This is a genomic window from Brevibacterium sp. (assembly GCF_031179145.1).
Taxonomy (GTDB): Bacteria; Actinomycetota; Actinomycetes; order Actinomycetales; family Brevibacteriaceae; genus Brevibacterium.
The window spans coordinates 18,906-38,283 of the sequence record NZ_JAPSIB010000011.1 but is presented as its reverse complement, the minus strand read 5'-3'; the positions used below and the strand labels follow the sequence as shown (position 1 = coordinate 38,283).

The 19,378-nt window shown below is 67.4% G+C and carries 12 protein-coding genes; 4 read left to right on the top strand and 8 right to left on the bottom strand.

The window, feature by feature from the left end:
* Positions 1-12: 12 nt before the first annotated feature.
* The gene (locus RIT73_RS09640) at positions 13-1,293 is read left to right on the top strand and encodes an MFS transporter (RefSeq protein ID WP_375294993.1); all 1,281 of its coding nucleotides are present in this window, start codon (positions 13-15) and stop codon (positions 1,291-1,293) included.
* Between the two features lie 11 nt (positions 1,294-1,304).
* Here the strand turns inward: RIT73_RS09640 and RIT73_RS09635 are convergent, their stop codons facing one another.
* Positions 1,305-4,226 carry an ExeM/NucH family extracellular endonuclease gene (locus RIT73_RS09635; RefSeq protein ID WP_309131858.1) on the bottom strand — a complete coding sequence of 974 codons (2,922 nt, stop codon included), beginning with the start codon at positions 4,224-4,226 and terminating at the stop codon, positions 1,305-1,307.
* A gap of 305 nt (positions 4,227-4,531) precedes the next feature.
* Entirely contained in the window at positions 4,532-7,966 is a 3,435-nt protein-coding gene (locus RIT73_RS09630) for a bifunctional proline dehydrogenase/L-glutamate gamma-semialdehyde dehydrogenase (RefSeq protein WP_309131857.1), read from the bottom strand.
* Between the two features lie 198 nt (positions 7,967-8,164).
* Here RIT73_RS09630 and RIT73_RS09625 point away from each other — a divergent pair, with 198 nt between their 5' ends.
* Together RIT73_RS09625 and udk are read left to right on the top strand one after the other, a co-directional pair.
* On the top strand, positions 8,165-9,817 hold the full coding sequence (locus RIT73_RS09625; protein WP_309131856.1) for a transposase: 1,653 nt from the start codon (positions 8,165-8,167) through the stop codon (positions 9,815-9,817).
* A 61-nt stretch (positions 9,818-9,878) separates the two neighbouring features.
* The gene (gene udk, locus RIT73_RS09620; protein ID WP_309131855.1) at positions 9,879-10,505 is read left to right on the top strand and encodes a uridine kinase; all 627 of its coding nucleotides are present in this window, start codon (positions 9,879-9,881) and stop codon (positions 10,503-10,505) included.
* 91 nt (positions 10,506-10,596) lie between these two features.
* Here udk and RIT73_RS09615 read toward each other — a convergent pair whose 3' ends face one another.
* From RIT73_RS09615 to RIT73_RS09605, 3 genes are read right to left on the bottom strand one after another with little or no spacing between them, the layout of a single operon-like run.
* Positions 10,597-12,204: an amidohydrolase gene (locus tag RIT73_RS09615; protein WP_309131854.1), complete on the bottom strand. Its 1,608-nt coding sequence runs from the start codon at positions 12,202-12,204 to the stop codon at positions 10,597-10,599.
* A gap of 18 nt (positions 12,205-12,222) precedes the next feature.
* On the bottom strand, positions 12,223-13,683 hold the full coding sequence (locus tag RIT73_RS09610; protein WP_309131853.1) for an APC family permease: 1,461 nt from the start codon (positions 13,681-13,683) through the stop codon (positions 12,223-12,225).
* A gap of 1 nt (position 13,684) precedes the next feature.
* Positions 13,685-14,935 carry an MFS transporter gene (locus tag RIT73_RS09605; protein WP_309131852.1) on the bottom strand — a complete coding sequence of 417 codons (1,251 nt, stop codon included), beginning with the start codon at positions 14,933-14,935 and terminating at the stop codon, positions 13,685-13,687.
* Between the two features lie 205 nt (positions 14,936-15,140).
* Between RIT73_RS09605 and RIT73_RS09600 the strand changes: the two genes are divergently transcribed.
* The gene (locus RIT73_RS09600; RefSeq protein ID WP_309131851.1) at positions 15,141-15,956 is read left to right on the top strand and encodes an SDR family oxidoreductase; all 816 of its coding nucleotides are present in this window, start codon (positions 15,141-15,143) and stop codon (positions 15,954-15,956) included.
* Between the two features lie 7 nt (positions 15,957-15,963).
* Here the strand turns inward: RIT73_RS09600 and RIT73_RS09595 are convergent, their stop codons facing one another.
* The 3 genes from RIT73_RS09595 to RIT73_RS09585 are packed head-to-tail and all read right to left on the bottom strand — an operon-like array spanning position 15,964 to position 19,353.
* Positions 15,964-16,977 carry a helix-turn-helix domain-containing protein gene (locus tag RIT73_RS09595; protein WP_309131850.1) on the bottom strand — a complete coding sequence of 338 codons (1,014 nt, stop codon included), beginning with the start codon at positions 16,975-16,977 and terminating at the stop codon, positions 15,964-15,966.
* A 34-nt stretch (positions 16,978-17,011) separates the two neighbouring features.
* Entirely contained in the window at positions 17,012-18,277 is a 1,266-nt protein-coding gene (locus RIT73_RS09590; RefSeq protein ID WP_309131849.1) for an aminotransferase class III-fold pyridoxal phosphate-dependent enzyme, read from the bottom strand.
* Positions 18,274-19,353, bottom strand: a complete 1,080-nt coding sequence (locus RIT73_RS09585) for a phosphotransferase (protein WP_309131848.1) — start codon at positions 19,351-19,353, stop codon at positions 18,274-18,276. Before RIT73_RS09585 ends, RIT73_RS09590 begins: the two co-directional genes overlap by 4 nt.
* Positions 19,354-19,378 lie beyond the last annotated feature (25 nt).

Sequence of the window (19,378 nt, the reverse complement as noted above, 5' to 3'; positions counted from 1 at the left end):
ATCAGTCATGCCCTGAAATCGGAGACAACGATGTCAACACAACCCCTGCACACCACGGCGGACTCCGCCCGAATGACCCGCTGGCCCGCGGTGCTGTGCTGGCTGGCCGTCGCCCTCGAGGGCTTCGACCTCGTCGTGCTCGGCGCGGTGATCCCGGAGCTGCTCGCGACGAAGGCGCTCGGCTTCACCCCTGAGGCCGCGACCCTCGTGGCCACGATGAGCCTCGTCGGAGTCGGGCTCGGTGCTGCAGCCGTCGGCCCGCTCGTCGACCGATTCGGGCGCCGGTACTCGATCATCGCGTGCGTGCTGATCTTCAGTGTGTTCACCCTTTTGGTCGCCTTCGCACCGAACGTCGCCCTGTTCACGACCTTCCGCTTCATCGCGGGGCTCGCCCTGGGCGCCGTGATGCCCAGCTGCCTCGCCTACATCAGCGAGCACAATAAGTCGGGTAAGACCGGCAAGGCCACGACACTGACGATGACCGGCTATCACGCAGGCGCCGTGGCGATCTCGCTGCTCGCAGTCTTCTTCTCCCACAACTGGCACCTCCTGTTCATCGCCGGCGGTGTCGCGGGTCTGCTCATGCTGCCGCTGCTGTGGTGGAAGCTGCCCGAATCCCAAGGGTTCCTCGATGCGCAGGCGGCGAAGACGGCTGTTGGGTCCTCGGCGTCTGTCGGTTCCGCCGCCACCCCTGACCCAGTGGCGGTGAAGACCGGCCTGGGCGGGCTGTTCGCAGGCCGGTACGCGCTGGTCACGATCGGTGTCTGGGTGACGAGCTTCATGGGTCTGCTGCTTGTCTACGGCCTCAACACCTGGCTGCCGAAGATCATGGCCGACGCCGGCTATCCGGTTGCTGACTCCTTGGTCATGCTGTTCGTCATGAACGTCGGCGCCGTCGTCGGTCTCGTCATCGCCGGATGGCTGGCGGACAAGCACGGGACGAAGCCGATCGTGCTCATGTGGTTCCTCTTGGCCGCCGTGTTCCTGGCGGCACTGAGCATCCCGATGTCCGGCCAGATTCTTGTCAACATCGCCGTGTTCATCACCGGAGTGTTCGTGTTCTCGGCGCAGGTGCTCGTCTACGCGTTCGTCTCCGCGATCTACCCCGCGCACACGCGCGGCACCGCTCTGGGCATGGCATCGGCGGTCGGGCGGATCGGCGCCATCGTCGGCCCGTTCATCACCGGCACCTTGGTCACTGCGGGAATCGCCTACCCGTGGGGCTTCTACCTCTTCGCCGTCGTGGCGGTGCTCGGTTTCGCCGCGATGTCGATCGTGCCGAAGAAGGTGTAAGCGCCTGCGCCTCAGATCGGATCAGAGTCGATCGGCTCCGACTGCCGCCGTCGAGTGATCGCGGCTGAGGCCGCGCCGACGAGAAGAAGCCCGGCTGCGATCGAGACCGGCAGACCGAGCTCCCCGCCGGTACGCGGCAGCCGGCCGGAGTCGGCGGAGCTGCCATTGCCGCTGCCGGAGCTGCCTTCGGCGCCGCCATTGCCTGCCACACCGGCCGTGCCTGCACCGGCCGTGCCTGCACCGGCCGTGCTGCTCGACCCGGAGGCATCTGCCTCAGCAGACGCTTCATCAGTGCCGGCGGCATCGTCTCCGTTCGCGCCGAGGCCTCCTGCGGTGTCCGCCTCAGCATCCGTGCCTGGCGCTTCGTCCTCGGGCTCGAAGAGCCCGACGAGCACAGGGTCGTGATCCGAGGCGCGGAACTGGTCCGGCTCGTAGAACTGCGTCGCGTTGTAGTTGTGGCGGCTGTACTCGAGGGCCAAAGCCTCGACCGAGTTGATGTTCCAGACATCGGCTCCGGTGACGGCAGCGAACGCCGAGGTCGGCAGATCGCCTGCGCTCTGACCAGCCGTGCTCCCGGCTTCGCCTTTCGCGCGTCCGGGTTCGCCGCCAGCATGTCCGGGTTTGCCTTCCGCGTGTCCGGCGTTCGCCGCAGTGTCGAGCGCCAGCACGTGGTCGAGGCTCCCCACCCGGTTCTTGTACAGGTAGGTCGATTCGTCGGTGTGCTCGGCTCCGACGTTGGCGTAGCCGGCGTCATAGAAGACCTGCATCGGATCTTCCTGCGTGTAGGAGTTGAAGTCTCCCATCAGGTACACGTAGTCCGTCGACGCGGCGTCCTTCTGCTCTGCCGCGAAGTCCACGAGCGATTTCGCCTGCTTGACGCGATCGGCATTCGACGCGCCCTGACCATCCCCGGTGTCCTCATTGCCCGGGCCTGACCCGGAGCCCTTCGACTTGAAGTGGTTGGCGATGGCGATGAAGGTCTTCTCCGTCTCGACCTCTCCACGCGCGTCCTTCGGCGCGAACGCCTGAGCCAAAGGCTCACGAGCATTCGAGAACGCATCCTCGTCGTCGTGGATCGTCGACTGGCCCTCCACCGCCACCTCGGCGGGCTGATAGATGAAAGCCGACCGGATGACGTCCTCATCGGAGGGGACGTCAGTGGGGGAGGGTGCGAACGCCCACTTCTGAGTCCCCGCGGCCTCGTTGAGGCTCGAGACGAGTTGCTCGAGGGCGGCGTCCCTGTCCTGGCCGAAGTGCGCGGAATTCTCGATCTCCATCAACGACACCACGGAAGCGTCCAGGCTGTTGATCGCCGCGACGATCTTGGCCTCCTGGCGCTCGAAGCTCTCTTCGTTCGCAGCGCCACGGGCGTCGCAGCCGCCTCTGACCGTGACCGGGTTGCCGTCACGGTCCGTGTAGAAGGTGCAGCCGGGAAGATCCGTGCCAAGCGTCGTGAAGTAGTTGAGCACATTGAAGCTGGCCAGGCTGACTTGTCCGCCCACCTGCCCGGGAGCCCGCGTGCGTGTGTTCTCGAAATTCGCCGGCTGGACTGCGGCAGCGTTGTCCCCGGTCAGACGGGTGGTGGGCTGGAACCGCCATTTCTCATGCCCGAAGCCGAGCACCACCGGCGACGTGATCGTGGCCTGTGCCCCCACCCGCACCGGCTGGTCGTGGGAGACATAGGGCAGCGGCACGTCCTGGTCCTTCTCGAGGAAGTTCACGGTCGAGCCGTCATCGAGGGCGACTTCGCGGGCGAGGTTCTCCTCGTCGAGCGCCTTCGCCTTCTCGCTGCCCGGCCGCGCCACGTCCGTGGGCTGCGGCAACGTCCCATCGCCGGTGGCGAGCAGGACCTCGCCGTACTTGTTCGTGTTGTAGGTGTCGGCGACCGTCAGTTCTGAGGTCGGCTGGACCAGCATGCCTTCGAGGGCTTCGCGCTCGGCAGGGTCGGTGGGGAACTCCCCGTCCACGGGTTTGACCGCCTCGGCGGGTTCCTGCAGCGGATGGAGTCCGGATGCGGGCACGTTGATCTGGGTCTGACCATAGTGTTCGGACACCGAACCGCTCAGCTCGACGTGGTCGCCGATGTTGACCTCGCCGACGGTGTCGGGGGAGTAGACGAAGATGCCGTCCGAGGCGCCGGGAGTCTCGTCGCCGCCGGTTCCGGGAGTCTGGACATAGTAGCCGTTGAGGCCGCCGGTGGGATAGGACGCAGTGACCACGCCGCGGGTCGTGACCGTCTCGCCGACCAGTGGGCTCTCGTCTCCGGTGCCCTGAATGTCGGCGATCGGGGTGACGTCCTTCGGTGCCGGATCCTCGCCGGAACCGTCACCGTCGTCGTCGCTGCGGCCGTCAGGAAGGGCATTGGGCGTCGCCGAGGCGGACTGCCATCTGCCATCGATGAGCTGGATCGAGTTCTCGCCTCCTGACTCGGCAGTCGCCCCGGTCGGTGTGGCATCCTCGCCCACGACCGGCTCAGGTGTGAAAGTGTTGGCCTTCCCGGTCACACCCCTCCCCTCAACGACTCCGCCGATCTGGTCGAAGGAGACGAGCGAGCCGGCATCGTCGACGGCAAAGGCACTGGCACCGTAGCTGCCGTCGGCCGCGGACCCGGATTTCACGGAGTTGGTGATCGGAACTTCGATCGCCAGGGCACCCGATTCGCCGATGGTCGTTCCGGCGGGAACCTCGACGGCGTGCTCGGGTGCATGGACGCTGCCGCCGCGGGTCACCGAGCCGATGGTCCATCCGGAGAGGTCGGTGCCCGGCTCTGCGGCGACCTCGATGAAGTCGGAGTCGAGTGTGTAGGCGATCTCGCTGATGTGGGCAGTCTCCGCAGCGGACGCCGGGACTGTCTCACCGGCGGGGGAGATCAGGCTGAGTCCGGCCACGAGTCCCAGTGCGGCGCAGGAGGAGATCGGTGTGGAGAGTTTCATCGATGCCTTTCGAGTGGTCGCGACCGTCACAATCGTCTGCACCCTATCCAGCCCCATGACGACACCTGTGGCGATCGTGTGAACTCGATGTGAACAGTCTTCCGGGTGACTGTTGGTGCAGGTGGCCTTGAGACTACAGCGAGCCCCTGACTCAGCGACCAGGGCTGATGAAACCGTGACGCGACCGACTCAGTCGGCAGACACGAACGAGCGGACCACTTCCCCTCGAGGGCACCCCCTGTCTGGAAGGTGTCAGGGGTCCGCTCGAGGCGAAGTGGTCCGCTCGGTGCAGAGAGGCCGGGAGGTCAGTCCTTGAGCTCGGCCGCCAACTGGTGGAAGTCGCGGCTGGGGTTGCCGAAGCGGTGCAGCGTCATCGACACGGCCTGCTCCTGAACGTAGTAGCGCAGCTCCACCCGGGCCGAGGACGTCACCGGCTCATCGATGACCGCGACCTCGGGACGCGGGGCGGCAGCGGCGAGCAGCTCCGGCTCCTGCGTGCCGAGCACCCGGATGCGGGCGCCCACGGTGTCGTCGTACTGACCGCGGGAGACCATGTCCGCGAACTTCTCCGCCGACTCGGTGCGCGCCGCGATGCCGCGGGCGTTCGTGACGGCCTTGCGCACCTCGGCGCTGGCCTCGTCGGAGACGCTCAGCTGCACGGTCGAGGAAACGGTGGCCGCGGCGTGGAGGGAGCGCTCGAGGTCGAAGACCGTCGCGTCCTTGGACACGCGCAGGGTCACCGGGCGCGGACGGTAGCGGAAGATGTTCGCCTCCGAGGCCAGTCCGCTCGGGTCCTTGGCCGCACCGAACTCCGCCGCGAACCAGCGCTTGTCATCGGCCTTCGCCAGCTCCAGGTTCTGCTCGGACGACTGGGCGCCCGGCAGCGAAGCAGGGGCGTCGGTGTAGTGGCCGAAGAGCATGAGGTAGTTCGGGCCGCCGGCCTTCGAACCGAGCCCCACCGACGACTGCTTCCAGCCGCCGAAGGACTGACGCTGGACGATGGCGCCGGTGATGCCGCGGTTGACGTAGGCGTTGCCGACCTGAACGCGGTCGAGCCAGGTGCGCACCTCCTCGGGGTCGAGGGAGTGGATGCCTCCGGTGAGACCGAAGTCCACGGCATTCTGGAACTCGATCGCCTCATCGAGGTCACGCGCGTGCATGAGGCCGAGGACCGGTCCGAACACCTCGGTGAGGTGGAAGAACGAACCGGGCTTGACCCCGTCCTTGATGCCGGGGCTCCACAGACGGCCCGTGTCGTCGAGCTGCTTGGGCTCGAGCAGCCAGGATTCGCCGGGCTCCAGAGTGGTCAGGGCACGCTTGAGCTTGTCCGAGGGATCCTCGGTCAGCGGTCCCATCGTCGCCGACAGGTTCGAGGGCCAGTCGACGACCAGCGACGAGGCGGCGTCGATGAGCTGCCGGCGGTAGCGTTCGGAGTCATAGGTCGATCCGACCATGATGCCCAGCGACGCGGCCGAGCACTTCTGACCCGCGTGGCCGAAGGCCGAGTGGACGAGGTCGGCAACGGCGAGGTCGCGGTCGGCGGCCGGAGTGATGACCAGGGCGTTCTTGCCCGAGGTCTCGGCATTGACCTGGAGCTCCGGGCGGAACGACTTGAACAGCGCCGCGGTCTCCGAGGCACCGGTGAGGATGACGCGGTCGACATCGGGGTGGGAGACGAGGTGCTGTCCGAGCTCACGCTCGATCGGGGCGCACAGCTGCAGGACGTCCTTGGGCACACCGGCTTCCCACAGGCAGTCGACGATGAGCGCCGAGCAGTGGGGGGTCGGCTTCGAGGGCTTGTGGATGACGGCGGATCCGGCGGCCAGAGCGGCCACGGTCGACCCGGTCGGGATGGCGACGGGGAAGTTCCACGGCGGAGTGATGACGACCATCGTGTCGGGGTGGAAGTCCGCACCCTCGAGCTTCTCCAGCTCCAGCGCATGCTGCGCGTAGTAGCGAATGAAGTCGATCGCCTCGGAGATCTCCGGGTCCGACTGGGACGGCATCTTCCCGACCTCGGCGGCTTCGACGGCGATGAACTCCCCGCGGCGGGCGGCGAAGATCTCGGCGGCGCGGTGGAGGATCTCCCCACGACCTTCCGCCCCGAGGGCCTGCCAGGCCTCGGCGGCCTTGCGGCCGCCCGCGATCATCTCATCGAGCTGCGCGGTCGAGTCGATCTGCGGCGCATTCGGACGGCCGTCGAGGTAGCCGGGAGCGGTCGCCTCGGCGATGATCTCCTGCACCCACTTCTGGTTCGCGGGCAGCGAGGGGTCCGTGTCGGGTTCGTTGGCGAACACGGTCTGCGGTTCGGCCGGAACATACGCGGCGGAGCGATCCTGGCGGCGGTTGGGCTGCGGCGGAGTGTCGCCCTCGGCAGCCAGGGTCTCCTCGAGCTGCTTGACGGAGGCGCGGAAGCGCTCGGCCTCGCGCTCGAAGATCTTGTTGCCATTGGCCAGCTCGAAGATGCCGGACATGAAGTTCTCGCTGGCGGAGTTCTCCTCGAGGCGGCGCACGAGGTAGGAGATCGCGACGTCGAACTCCTTCGGGTGCACGGCGGGCACGTAGAGGAGGAGATCCCCGACGTCCTCGGTCACCGCAGCGGCCTGTTCGGTGGCCATGCCCTGGAGCATCTCGAACTCGACGCGCGCAGTGACTCCGCGCTCGACGGAGAGGTGGTGGGCGAAGGCGATGTCGAAGAGGTTGTGTCCGGCCACGCCGATGCGCAGGCCCTTCATCCGCTCGGGGGTGAACAGCCAGTGGAGGACGCGCTTGTAGTTGGCGTCGGTGCTCTGCTTGGAATCGCACGTGGTCACGGGCCAGCCGGCGATCTCGGCATGGACGGTCTCCATGGCGAGGTTCGCGCCCTTGACGAGGCGGACCTTGATCCCGGCGCCGCCGCCGTCCACGCGCTCGGTGGCGAATTCGCTCAGGCGCTGCATCGCGGACAGGGCGTCGGGCTGGTAGGCCTGGAGGACGATGCCGGCTTCGAGGTCCTTGAACTCGGGCTCGGCGAGCAGGCGGGTGAAGACGGCGATCGTCAGCTCGAGGTCGCGGTACTCCTCCATGTCGAGGTTGACGAACTTGGAGCCCGTCGGCGCCTTCGCGGCCTGCTGGTAGAGCGGGCGGAGGCGATTCATCACGTACTCGACGGTGTCCTCGAAGGCCCACATCGACAGCTGCGAAGCGACCGAGGAGACCTTGACGGAGACGTAGTCGACGTCGGGGCGGGCCAGCAGACGGTGGGTCTCCTCGAGGTGGTGGTCGGCTTCCGCGTCACCGAGGACGGCCTCACCGAGGAGGTTGATGTTGAGCCGGTGTCCGTCAGCGGTGAGTGCGGCAACGGTCTTGCCGAACTGCTTGTCGCGGGCGTCGACGACCATGTGACCGACCATCTGGCGCAGACGGGCGCGGGCGGCGGGGACGACGACCTGCGGAGCGACGCGGGCCAGGGCGGCACCGGCCTTGATCTGCGCGCGGTCGAGCTTCGACATGGTTTCGGGGGCGAGCTTCCCGACCTCGGCCAGGGCGTCACCGGCGGCGTGGACGTCATCGGTGCGCACGACGCGGTCGACGAAGCCGACGGTGAAGTCGAGGCCGTTGGGATCGGAGAGGACGGCAGCGAGGCGCTCGGCAGCGGGGTTCTTCGCCGTGGTCTTCTCCGTGGCCACGCGCAGCCATCTGCGCACGGTGTCGACGGAGCGACGGGTGAGCTGTTCAAGGTCGGAATCTGTCTGCAGCAACTGCTTCGTCCTTCACTCTTCGGTATGTCCCGGAGTCGGTGAACGCCGGGGCTGATGATGCGGTTTCATATGCTGTTTCCCGCGTCATCATTGGCCATTAACGGGATCGTGAGACCAGTATGCGCGCCGGGATTTGAGCAGAGAAGAGATTGCCCGGGATAGGCGGACAGTTTGAGTCAGAAGTCGTAGAATGGAGGGGTGTATTCCCCTGAGATGCGCCGCCGTGCCGTGGCCAGGGTGGCCGAGTCCTCCATCGTCGAGGTGGCCGCTGAGATGGGCGTGTCCCCGTCGAGCCTGCGCCGCTGGATCACGCGCTCAGATCTTGACGATCGACCCCGCAGCGGCCGTCCGCGGATTCAGAGTACCGCGAATCAGGTCGTCGAGGCGCTGGTCGGCACGGCCGGTGCGAGGATCTCCGGGAAGGACTATTCGACTCGGGCGCTCGCCGAGGCGACCGGGCTGAGTCAGAGCATCGTGTCCCGGGCGATGCGGGAGATGACCGTGCCCCTGGCGGAGCTCGACGGCGAGGGGGAGGTCTCGGTGGTGGCCGGCGGCTTCCCCTTCATCGTGTTCGGGCTCCGCGTCGATGGGCGGGAGCCCGGTTCCCGTGCCGATGGAAAGGCTCCCAGGGCCAGTGTCGGCGAGGTGCCCGAGCCCCACGCCGAGGGGCAGGCAGCCCGCGAAACCGCCGCCGGAGTCTCCGCGCGGCGAGTCCAGCGGCGGATCGCGGGGGTCATCGCGGCTCTCCGCTCGGCCGGAGTGCAGCATTGGGCCAAGCGCTTCGACAGCGAGCACAGACAGACGGATCCGGCTGCGATGAGCGCCCTGCTGGTCGGGCGCGACGAGTCAGGGGACGCACGTCTCCGGGAGCGCTTCGTCATCTTCGACCCTCTGGGGGAGACAATCGATCTGTCGATCGGCGCCGACGCCTCGATCCATCAGGATTTCGACGAGTTCGTCGAGGCGCTCAAACAGGCCCTGGCCCGCTGCCGCGACATCCCCGGTTCGCTGCTCGACCTCATCGCCGCACGTGTGCGGCATGGTTTCGAAGGGGTGATGTGGCAGGCGTCGAGTCAGGGAGAATCACAGAAAAGTTCCAGTTCTTCTGACTCAATGGATATCTCTTCGTGGTTACCGAAGACGACAAGATCGATCACTGAGCACCTCGCCATCGCCCTGCGTGAGGAGATCATCGACTCAGGCTATCAGCCGGGGGACCGGATCAATCCGCGCCTGCTCTCGCGCCGGATGGAGGTGCCGCGCTCTTCGGTGGATGCGGCGCTGCGCAGGATGGTCGACGACGAGCTGCTTGACGGTTCCCGTGGCGGGGCGCGGATCCCGCTCATCACCACGGTCGACGTCCTCGACCTCTACGCTGCTCGTGTCGCTGTCGGCGAGGTGCTGCTGCGGTCGTTGGCGATGCGTCCCAAACGGTACTTCGTTCCGGTTCAGCTGGCGCTGCGGCAGGTGGAGGCGTCGACGGCGACGAAGAGCGGCATCGACGTCGAGAACGCCGACCTCCATTTCCAGCAGGAACTCGCCCGCGCCTCGGGTCTGCGCCAGAGCGCCCGGGCCTTCGAATCGCTGACCCTGCGCCTGCGGCTGTTCATCTCCGTCCTGCAGCTCGACTACTCACCGGCCGGTGAACGCATCCTCATGGACGATCGGGCGATCTTCTCCGCCCTGGTGCGCGGTGACGCCGAGAGCGCGATCAACACCTGGAGGTCCAAAGTCGACAACGCCGTGCGGCACATGGCCGGACTGCTCTCCCGGCGCCGCTTCGACCAGGACCTGTGGGCACAGCTCACCCGCCGTTTTGACTCAGGGCAGACGAGCCGCCGCCAAGGGTGAGGGACGCTGCGGGGTTGGTATATCTTTGGGGGAAGTTCGAGCCGAGAGGGAAAGCAGCGTCGTGCAGACATTGATTGTGGGAGTGGCCGGCGGGACCGGCAGCGGGAAGACGACGCTGACGCGGGCGCTGCTGGAGAAGTGCGAGGGCCCGCCTTCGGTGCTCTACCACGACAACTACTATCGCAGGCAGGACGAACTCACCTACGAGGAGCGCGAGAGGGTCAACTACGACGACCTCGACGCGTTCGACAACGATCTCTTCGTCGAGCACCTGCGCACCCTGCGCGCAGGCAATGCGGTCGAGAGCCCCATCTACGACTTCTCGATCCACAATCGCAGCAATGAGACGACGATGGTCGAACCCGCCCCGGTGGTCATCGTCGAGGGGATCCTCATCTTCGCCGAGGCGCGGATCTGCGAGCTGCTCGACATCAAGCTGTTCGTCGACACCGATGCCGACGTACGCCTGCTGCGGAGGATCAAACGCGACGTCGTCGACCGCGGACGGACCCTCCAATCGGTGGAGGAGCAGTACCTCGGCACGGTCAAACCGATGCACGAACTCTACGTCGAGCCCTCGAAGCGCAATGCCGACATCATCATTCCCGATGGCGGGCACAACATCGTCGCGATGGACATGATCCTCGGCCACATCCAGGCGGGGATCACACAAGCGGAGATCTCGTAGGTCAGATCGCGGACCTCGCAGCTGGGATCCCGCAGCTGGGACTCCGCAGCTGGGATCCCGCAGGCCGGGATCAACCGACCGCCGCCGCGGTCTACCGCTGGTACACCTTCCTCCCGGCGAACCATGTCTGCTCCACCTGCACGTCCGCCAGATCACTCGCCTCGACCGTGAACGGGTCGCGGTCGAGGACGGCGAAGTCCGCGGACTTGCCGACGGACAGGGACCCGCACTCGGCTCCCAGCCCCATCGAGGTCGCCGACCCCAGGGTGAAGACCCTGATCGCCTCGGCGCGGGTGATCGCCTGCTCCGGCCACAGCGTTCCAGGGTAGCGGCTGCTGGGATCTTGGCGGGTGACCAGGCCCTCGATCCCCTCCCACGGATTCGGAGTCGGGGAGACCGGCCAATCGGAACCGCCGGCCACGATCGCACCGGCGTCGAGCTGACTGCGCACCGGCTGCATCCTCTCTGCCCTCTCCGGCGGCAGGACGAGTTTGATCGCCTCGGAGATCGGGCCGGGCACCCAGATGAACGGGGAGATGTCGGCATCGACGCCCAGCTGCGCGAACCGCGGGATGTCGGAGTCGAGCACGAACTGACCGTGGGCCACCTGGTACCTGGTGTGGGTGAAGCCCTCGGCCCGGAGCGCTTCGACGGCGTTCAGCACGGCGTGCACCGAGGCGTCGCCGGTGCAGTGGATCTTCGCCGACAGCCCCACCTCGGCGGTGCGGCGCAGCCAGGTCAGGAGCTCACTCGGATCAAGCAGGGTCTGGCCGCAGTGGTGGGCGGCATGGTGGTCGTCGGGCAGATACGGTTCGACGAAGGCACCGGTCCGGGTCGGAGGCACCCCGTCGAGGAAGATCTTGACGAAGTCGGGACGATGATGGGCGGAGCGGTACTGCTCGCCGTCGAAGACGAGGGAGTCGCCGATGGTGTCGAAGCCGAAGCTCTCATCGTTGATGAGCATCGAGGACACGACCCAAGCGCCCAGTTCATCGGCGGAGTCCAGGGCGTGCAGCGCCCGCATGATCTGGGTCGAGACTCCGGCGTCCTGGAACGCGGTGATCCCGAATGAGTGGAGGATCCCGATCGCGTGCTTCGACGCCGCCTGCTCCTCGGCAGGACTCAGAGTGATCGCCTCCAAAGCTGCCCGGCCCACGGGCAGACCTTCGGCTTCGAACAGGACACCGGTGGAATTGCCGGTGATGCCGGCGGCCGCCATCGCGGCCGAGTTCGCCCACCGGTTGTGGTGGGCGTCGTCGCTGAGCACGACGGGGTGCCCACCCGAAGCGGCGTCGAGCCTGGCCAATGCCGCCGGCGAGTTCACCTGCTCGAGGACGTCCGAGGCCCAGGGCGAGCCGATCACCCAGCCGCCGGGTTCCAGCTCACCTGCGCGCTCCTTGTCCCCGATGTGGTCGGCGACGGCGGTGACGATCCCATCGAGGTCGGCCCCGATCGGGATGTTCAGCTCGAACAGGGCCTCCCGGCCCGAGACGAAGTGGTGGTTGTGGACATCGACGAACCCCGGCAGCACGAAGGCCCCGCCGAGGTCGAGGACCTCCGCCTCGGCACGGGCAGTGGCGAGCACCTCGGCGTCGGTGCCGATGGCGGTGATCCGTCCGTTTTCGACGGCGATGGCCTCGGCCCAGGGTGAATTGTCATCGACGGTGAAGATGCGGCCGTCGCGGAAGATGGTCTGCACGAGTGGGTCTCCTTCGGTTCAGGAATCGGCTGTGGGGTCGACCTGTTCGAGGTCGTCGGCGAGTGCGGCGTAGACCGCGGGCCGCTTGGCCTTGAGATAGGCGCCGTAGCCAAGGCCGCCGATCGCGGTGACGACGAGCAGCCAGGGCAGGATCCGGACGGCCAGGGCGTCGGAGCCGGCGACGATCTCGAAGTTGCCGATCGCCAGCACCACGATCGTGCCCAGCAGCAGGAAGCTGACGAGCGGCGCGATGAGGGTCGACCAGAACCGCGGGGAGCGTGCCCGGCGGAAGTGGACGAAGATCGCCAGTGCCGCCAGGGTCTGGAGGACGATGATCGACAGGGTGCCGAATCCGAGCATCGGCGGCAGGAGGGTGACCATCGGGTTGTCCCCGCTGAGCATGAACAGGAAGGCGACGAAGGCTGCGAAGCCCGCCTGCACGAGGCCCGCCACGACCGGGGCGCCGGTCGAACCGGTCCGGGCGAGCACATGGGGCAGGACGCGGGCGCGGCCGAGGGCGAAGAGGTAGCGGGTGGCGGAGTTGTGGAAGGCGAGCATCGCCGCGAACAGGCTGACCAGCAGCAGGACGAGCATGATGGTGAGGAACGGTGCGCCCACGTACTCGACGGCGAGGTTGAACAGCAGGTCACCCGCGGCCAGGTGCTCGAGCGCCACTCCCTGGGTCTGCGCCACGCCGATCGCGGACACGACGGCCCAGGTGGTCAGGCCGAGGACGAGCCCGATCGCGATGATCGCGGCGTAGGTGGCGCGCGGGATCGTCTTCAGCGGCTGCTTGGCCTCCTCGCCGAACAGGGCGGTGGCTTCGAAGCCGAGGAATCCGGTGGCGGCGATGAGCAGGCCGATGGGGAAGGACCCGGCGAACACGGCCTCGGGGCTGAAGGCGGAGAAGTCGACGCCGGTTCGGATGAGGACGGCGATGTCGAAGACGACGAGCAGGGCGACCTCGAGGACGAGGGCGACCCCGAGGATCTTCGAGGAGAAGTCGATGCCGCGCCGGGCCATGAGGAACGAGGCGATGATCGAGGCCAGACCCCAGAGGTACCAGTGGATGTCGATCCCGGTGAGGTCGGCGATGACGGTCTGCATGAAGAAGCCGCTGGTGCCGATCGTGCCGACGACGAAGAAGTTGTAGCCGATGGTCGCGATGAGACCGGCAATGAGCCCGCCGGTGCGGCCCAGCCCTTTGACGACGAAGGCGTAGAAGCCGCCGGCGTTGATGAGCTCCCTGCTCATCTGCGCGTAGCCGACGGAGAAGAGCAGGAGGATGAGCGCCATGATGAAGAACGATGCCGCGGCCCCGCCTCCGTTCCCCAGCGCCATCGCCAGCCCCGCGACGACGACGATGCCTGTCAGCGGGGCCACGGCGGCGAGGACGAGGAAGACGATGCCTGCGACGCCGAGGGCGTTCTTCTTCAGCGCGGTGTGCGTGCCGGTGACGGGAGAGTCGGCGGTGCTCATATCAGTTCCGTTCCTTGTCCGCCGCTTCTGCTGCGGCGAGAGATCCGGTGATGGGTGGGGCGGCTGCCTCACCGCGGGTGCGGCGGGTGAGGAGCGCGGCACCGGCCGTGGCGGCGAGGAGGGCCGCGAAGGAGAAGACGATCATGCCGGTGAAGCCGGACGGTCCGGCGATGAGGGCACCGGCGATGATCGGGCCGAGGGCGAACCCGCCGCCGATCATCAGGTTGACGGTGTTCATCGTCTGGGGTCCGCCGCCGAGAGCGGAGACGCTGCTGATGAGGTAGGGCAGGACGAAGGTCCAGCCGAACTTGAACAGGATCGCCGCGATCGCGAAGCGCAGCAGGGCGGGGCCGCCGAGGAGGACGAGCACCGAGAGCGCGAGGACGGCGAAGCCGGAGAGCAGGTACCCCCGTCGACGCGGGCTGTCACCGAGGATCGTGGCGAGCAGCGCCGAGGCGATTCCCGCGATCGTCGCGATCATGAGCACGATGCTCGTGGCGTTCTCCGAGTTGCCCGCGGCCGTGGACAGCTGACCCATGAACGACCACACCCCCGACAGGGCGATGTAGAAGAACACGATCGCGGCGAGGCCGGCGACGAAGGCCGGGATCTTCTCCTTGGCCAGGGTGGAGCGACCGGAAGTGAGCCTGCCGGGTTTCGCGGCTCCCGCCTCGGCGAGGTCGATGCCTCTGACCAGGGGGATGAAGAACAGGCAGATGACGGACAGTCCGGCCAGGGTCCAGTACATCGCGGACACGTCCGCGTTCGCGTAGAGGCTGGGGAAGACGGCGAGGATGAGCGCGCCCATGGCGAGTTGGCAGACGACGAAGAGTCCGAAGGCGCGGCCCGGATTGGAGGCCTTCGGGCCGAGGGCCAGGAGCACCACGGTGATCGATCCCGCGGCCAGGGAGGTGATGATGCGGACGAGGAGGAGCGCTTCGAAGCTCGGGACGAATCCGGAGACGAGGTTGCCGAGGATGACGATGATCGTGCACACGGTGACGGAGCGCACGAGCGGCACCCGGCTCAGCCACAGGTACGCGGGAACGGTGGCGAGGCTGAAGGCGCCGAGCTCACAGGAGAAGAGCAGGCCGACCTGGGTCGGTTCGAGCTGGTACTTCGTCGTCAGCGGGAATGCGATGACCGGGGCGACGAGCAGGACCGTGTAGAGGACGGCGGAGAAGACGGAGGTGAAGAGGTAGATGCGACGCGAGAGCCTGTCTGGTGGCGCAGCGATGGTGTCGGCGTTCATTGTTCGTGACCTTTCGACGGTGAATGGTGCTGAAGACGACTGACGCGAGTGTGTGAGGAAGACTGATTCGAGCCTAGGGGCGCTCGCCTCACCGGCTATTGACCACGAGCGCACGGCTGTGGCCTGAGAGTGTCCGAAGTCACGCAGAGGCGGCCGCCCCTGCATCGCGGGCCGAGAATGGAGGCAGTCGACAAGGAGGTCACCGATGGAATCCGAGACCGGACGCAACGCGAACAGAGTCATCGTCATCACGGGAGGCGGCACAGGAATCGGCGCCGCCACCGCGCAGAGGTATGCGCAGGACGGGGAGACGGTCGTCATCCTCGGGCGGCGGATGGCACCGCTCGCCGCGGTCGCCGAGGAGATCGGCGCGGCCCCGATCGTCGCCGACGTCTCCGACCGGGAATCGACGGAGGCCGCCGTCGCCGAGGTGGTCGAGCGCTTCGGACGCATCGACGTCCTCGTCGCCAACGCCGGCGGGCACGGCTTCTCGGCCGTCGGGGACACCGACGACCGGACCTGGGAAGACGCCTGGCAGGGCAATGTCACGACCGCGTTCGTCATCGCCCGGGCGGCCCTGCCGGAACTCGAGCGGACCGGTGGGCAGATCGTCATCGTCTCGTCGCTGGCCGGGCTCTTCGCGGGCCCGTCCGTGGCGGGCTACACGGTGGGCAAGCACGCTCTCATCGGGCTGACGCGGTCACTGGCCAGGGACTACTCCCGGCGCGGGATCAGGGTGAACGCCGTGTGCCCCGGGTGGGTGCGGACTCCGATGGCCGACGAGGAGATGGACGAGTTCGCCGCGCACGCCGAAGGGCTGGCTTCGCGGGAGGAGGCCTATGCCCGGATCACCAAGGACGTGCCTCTGCAGCGTCCGGCCGCCCCGGCGGAGATCGCCTCGGTGATCAGGTTCCTCGGCTCTCACGAATCCTCCTACATCACGGGCGCGGTGATCGTCGCCGACGGCGGCGCGCATATCGTCGACCTGCCGACCCTCGGTTTCGAAGCCGCCGGGATGTAGGGACGGATCATCCCAAGCGCTGGTGGCGCAGTTCACTCGGGGACCGGCCGAAGTGGGCTTTGAACACGCGGCTGAAATGCGCCGGGTCGGAGAACCCCCACTGCGCGGCGATCCCGGCGATCGTCCGGTGGGCGAGCGCCGGGTTGAGGATCTGCGCGCGGCACTTCTCCAGGCGCCGATCCTTGATGAGCGCGGAGACGGTGGTGCCGGTGTCGCTGAACAGCGAGTGGAGGTGCCGGGTCGACATGAAGTGGGCCGCGGCGATCGACCCCGGGGTGAGATCGGCGCCGAGGTTCTCGTCGATGAAGCGGTAGATCTCCTCCAGCTGCGCCTGCTTCGGGTCGTGTGCCTCCGCCTTGACGTCGAGGACCGTTGAGAGCAGCGCCGAGAGCAGGTCGAGACCGCTCTGGGCCACCTGAGCCCGGGCGTGCAGGGGCAGCGAGGTGATCGTCGCCGGCACCTGCGCGAGGAAGTTCGAGACCATCGGGCCCAGGGCGCAGTCCGCCCCGAGGGAGATCGCGGTCAGCTCCTCGACGATGGTCGTGGGCAGGCCCAGCCGGTCCTTGGGGAACATCATCACGAGGTTGCTCACGGTCTCCGCGAACATCAGCGAGTACGGCCGTGAGGTGTCGTAGAGCGCGAGGTCGCCCGGTCTGATCACGGTTTCCCGGCCGTCCTGGACGAGGATGCCGTTGCCGTGCAGGAGCAGGTTGAGCTTGAAGAATCCGCTGCCACCGGCCGCGATCGTCCCCGGGGTCCGCTCGACGAGGTGGGGCTTCGTTTGCAGGTGGGTGAAGACGGCCTTGTCGGCAGCGGTGGTGTGGATCAGGGCGTCGAAGGGGTTCCTCCCATCCCCGCTGACCATGAGCGGGACGAAGGACCGGGAGACGATGTCACGGAACTCGGGGATCGACTCCGCGCGCTGCCGGACGTCACCCGCAGCGCTCGCCTCGGCGGTGGGTGCCGCGCCCGCCTCGGCGGTGGATGCCGCAGCTGTCGCGGCGGTCACTGCATTCGACATGATGCCTCCTTGCGCTCACGTCTGACCAGTGGTGTCAGACTTCCAATTCTGTCAGGGATTCGCCCAATGCACCCAGCAGCTGCGGCAGCTCTTCGGGCCCGAATGCCAAAGGGGGACGGACCTTGAGGACGTTGTCGTCGCGGCCGATGCGCGAGATGATCACGTGCTTGGCCTTCATCGCCTCGACGACGCGCTTCGTCAGATCGGGGGCGGGCTGAGTGTCGCGGACGAATTCGAGGCCCAGGAACATGCCGGCGCCCTTGGCGGTGCGCACGAAGTCGTACTCGTCGGCGAACCGTTGCAGCTGACTCAGCGCGGTCTCCCCGAGGCTGCGGGCCTGCTCCATCAGGTTCTTGTCGGCCATCTCGTCGAGCACCGCCTGACCGACGGCGGCGGAGACCGGGTTGCCGGCGAAGGTGTTGAAGAATTCGTTGTTCGGTCCGAACTCGTCCATCACGCCGGCGCTTGTGATCACCGCCGACATTGGGTGGCCGTTGCCCATCGGTTTGCCGAGGGTGACCAGGTCAGGGGAGAGTCCGACCCGCTGGTATCCCCACATGTGGGTGCCGGTGCGTCCGAAGCCGGACTGCACCTCGTCGGCGATGACCATGCCGCCGGCGGCCTTGACCCGCTCGGCGATTCCGGCGACCAGTCCCTCGGGCAGGCGCGGCATCCCCTCGGTGGAGAACAGCCAGTCGAACAGACACGCGGAGATCCCGTGGCCGGACTCCTGGAGGGAGGCGATGGCCGCATCGAGGTCGGCGAGAGTCTCAGTGAGCACCTCGTCCTCGGTCCGCGGGTCCGCGTCGAGGTCGGGAATCCGCAGGGTGCGCACGTGCGGGGCCAGGGGTTCTCGGGTCGTGAGCCCTGTGGTCATCTCCGCCAGGGAGATCGTCGTGCCGTGGTAGCTGAAGTCGGAGACGATGAGACCCTTCGCGCCCGTGAGCTGCCGGGAGATGCGCAGGGCGAGTTCGTTCGCCTCGGAGCCGGAGTTGCCGTAGAAGACCCGGTCGAGTCGGGGTTCGAAGGTCGCCAGCAGCGCCTCCGAGTATTCGACGACGCGGGCGTTGAGGTAGCGGGTGTGGACGTTGAGCCGCTGCGCCTGGTCGCACATGGCCTTGACGACCCGGTCGTTGCAATGGCCGACATGGGGGACATTGTTGTAGCCGTCGAGGTACTTCTCGCCGTGGACGTCGGTGAACCAGACGCCCTTCGCGGTGACGAACTCGAGCGGTTCGTCGTAGAACAGCGGGGAGTAGGGGCCGATGGTCCGGTTGCGGCGGGTGATGAGATCGGTCATTCGTGCGCTCCTGTCGAGTCGGGATCCGCGACGGACGAGCCGCGCTTCTGCGCGTCCGAGGAGATCAGGGTCCGCGCGAGGTCGACAAGGTGGGGGAGGACCTCGCCCAGGTGGAATTCGGCCGCCGGCTCACCTCGGCGATCGACGGCCCATCCGAGGTAGGTGAGGCCGCGGGCGACGAGGAGCGCGGGGAAGGCGGCGAAGTCCGCGGCCTCGAGGCGGCGGTGCTTCTGGTAGCCGGCGAACAGGGCCTGGTGGCAGTCCTTGGCGCGCGGGTGTCGGGTGTAGAAGTAGAGCGCGGTGGCGAGGTCGAAGAGGTGCCAGCCGGCGGCGAAGTCGTCGAAGTCGATGAGGACGAGCCCGTGACTCGTGCGGAGCACATTCTCGGGGGTGAGGTCGGCGTGGATGGGTCCGAACCGGTGCGGTTTCTGCCCGTAGTCCTCCAGTGTGCGACGGATGAGGGCGATCGCCTCGGTGAGGGTCTGCCGCATGACCTCATCGCACCCGGGTGCGGCGCTCACGGCGCGGAGCGGATCTCCCCACAGGGCGGTCTCACCGACGAGACCCTCGACGTCCCAGCGGGAGCGCGTGGCCTCGACCGTGAACTGGGAGGCGACGGTGGCGTTGTGGACTTCGGCGATGAGTTCGCCGAGGTGGCCGAAGTCCTCCGGGTCGAGCTCTGCGCTGCCGTGGAACGCCGAGTGCTCGTCGCCGAAGCTGCCGTCGTTGACGATGAAGTGCTGGAGGTCGACCTGGTGGGGACCGGCCGGATGGTTGCGGCCCACCACGGTGAAGTGCTCACCGGACGTGGTGGTCCGGAACCGGGGGACACGGACGCCGCGGGTCTGAAGGGCGCGGACGAACTCGAGCTCCTGGTGGAGCTCCTCGTCGCTGTGGTATCCCTGCCGGTGCAGCCGCAGGACGCAGTCGACGCCGTCGTGGTGAAGGGCGAACACGCTGTTCTCACGCTGCTTGAGCAGACGCAGCTCGAGGTCGGGCGGCAGCGCGTAGGCGGACAGCGCCTCGCGGGCCAGCTCCGCCGCGGTTCCGACGGTCGAGGGTGCGATGGCAGACATCATTGTCCTCTCTGGGCTCTCATCG

Bases quoted from the DNA above. Each gene is read 5' to 3' on its own strand.
- RIT73_RS09635 (WP_309131858.1), bottom strand. From the start codon at position 4,226: ATGAAACTCTCCACACCGATCTCCTCCTGCGCCGCACTGGGACTCGTG.
- RIT73_RS09610 (WP_309131853.1), bottom strand. From the start codon at position 13,683: ATGAGCACCGCCGACTCTCCCGTCACCGGCACGCACACCGCGCTGAAG.
- RIT73_RS09605 (WP_309131852.1), bottom strand. From the start codon at position 14,935: ATGAACGCCGACACCATCGCTGCGCCACCAGACAGGCTCTCGCGTCGC.
- RIT73_RS09600 (WP_309131851.1), top strand. From the start codon at position 15,141: ATGGAATCCGAGACCGGACGCAACGCGAACAGAGTCATCGTCATCACG.
- RIT73_RS09595 (WP_309131850.1), bottom strand. From the start codon at position 16,977: ATGTCGAATGCAGTGACCGCCGCGACAGCTGCGGCATCCACCGCCGAG.
- RIT73_RS09590 (WP_309131849.1), bottom strand. From the start codon at position 18,277: ATGACCGATCTCATCACCCGCCGCAACCGGACCATCGGCCCCTACTCC.
- RIT73_RS09585 (WP_309131848.1), bottom strand. From the start codon at position 19,353: ATGTCTGCCATCGCACCCTCGACCGTCGGAACCGCGGCGGAGCTGGCC.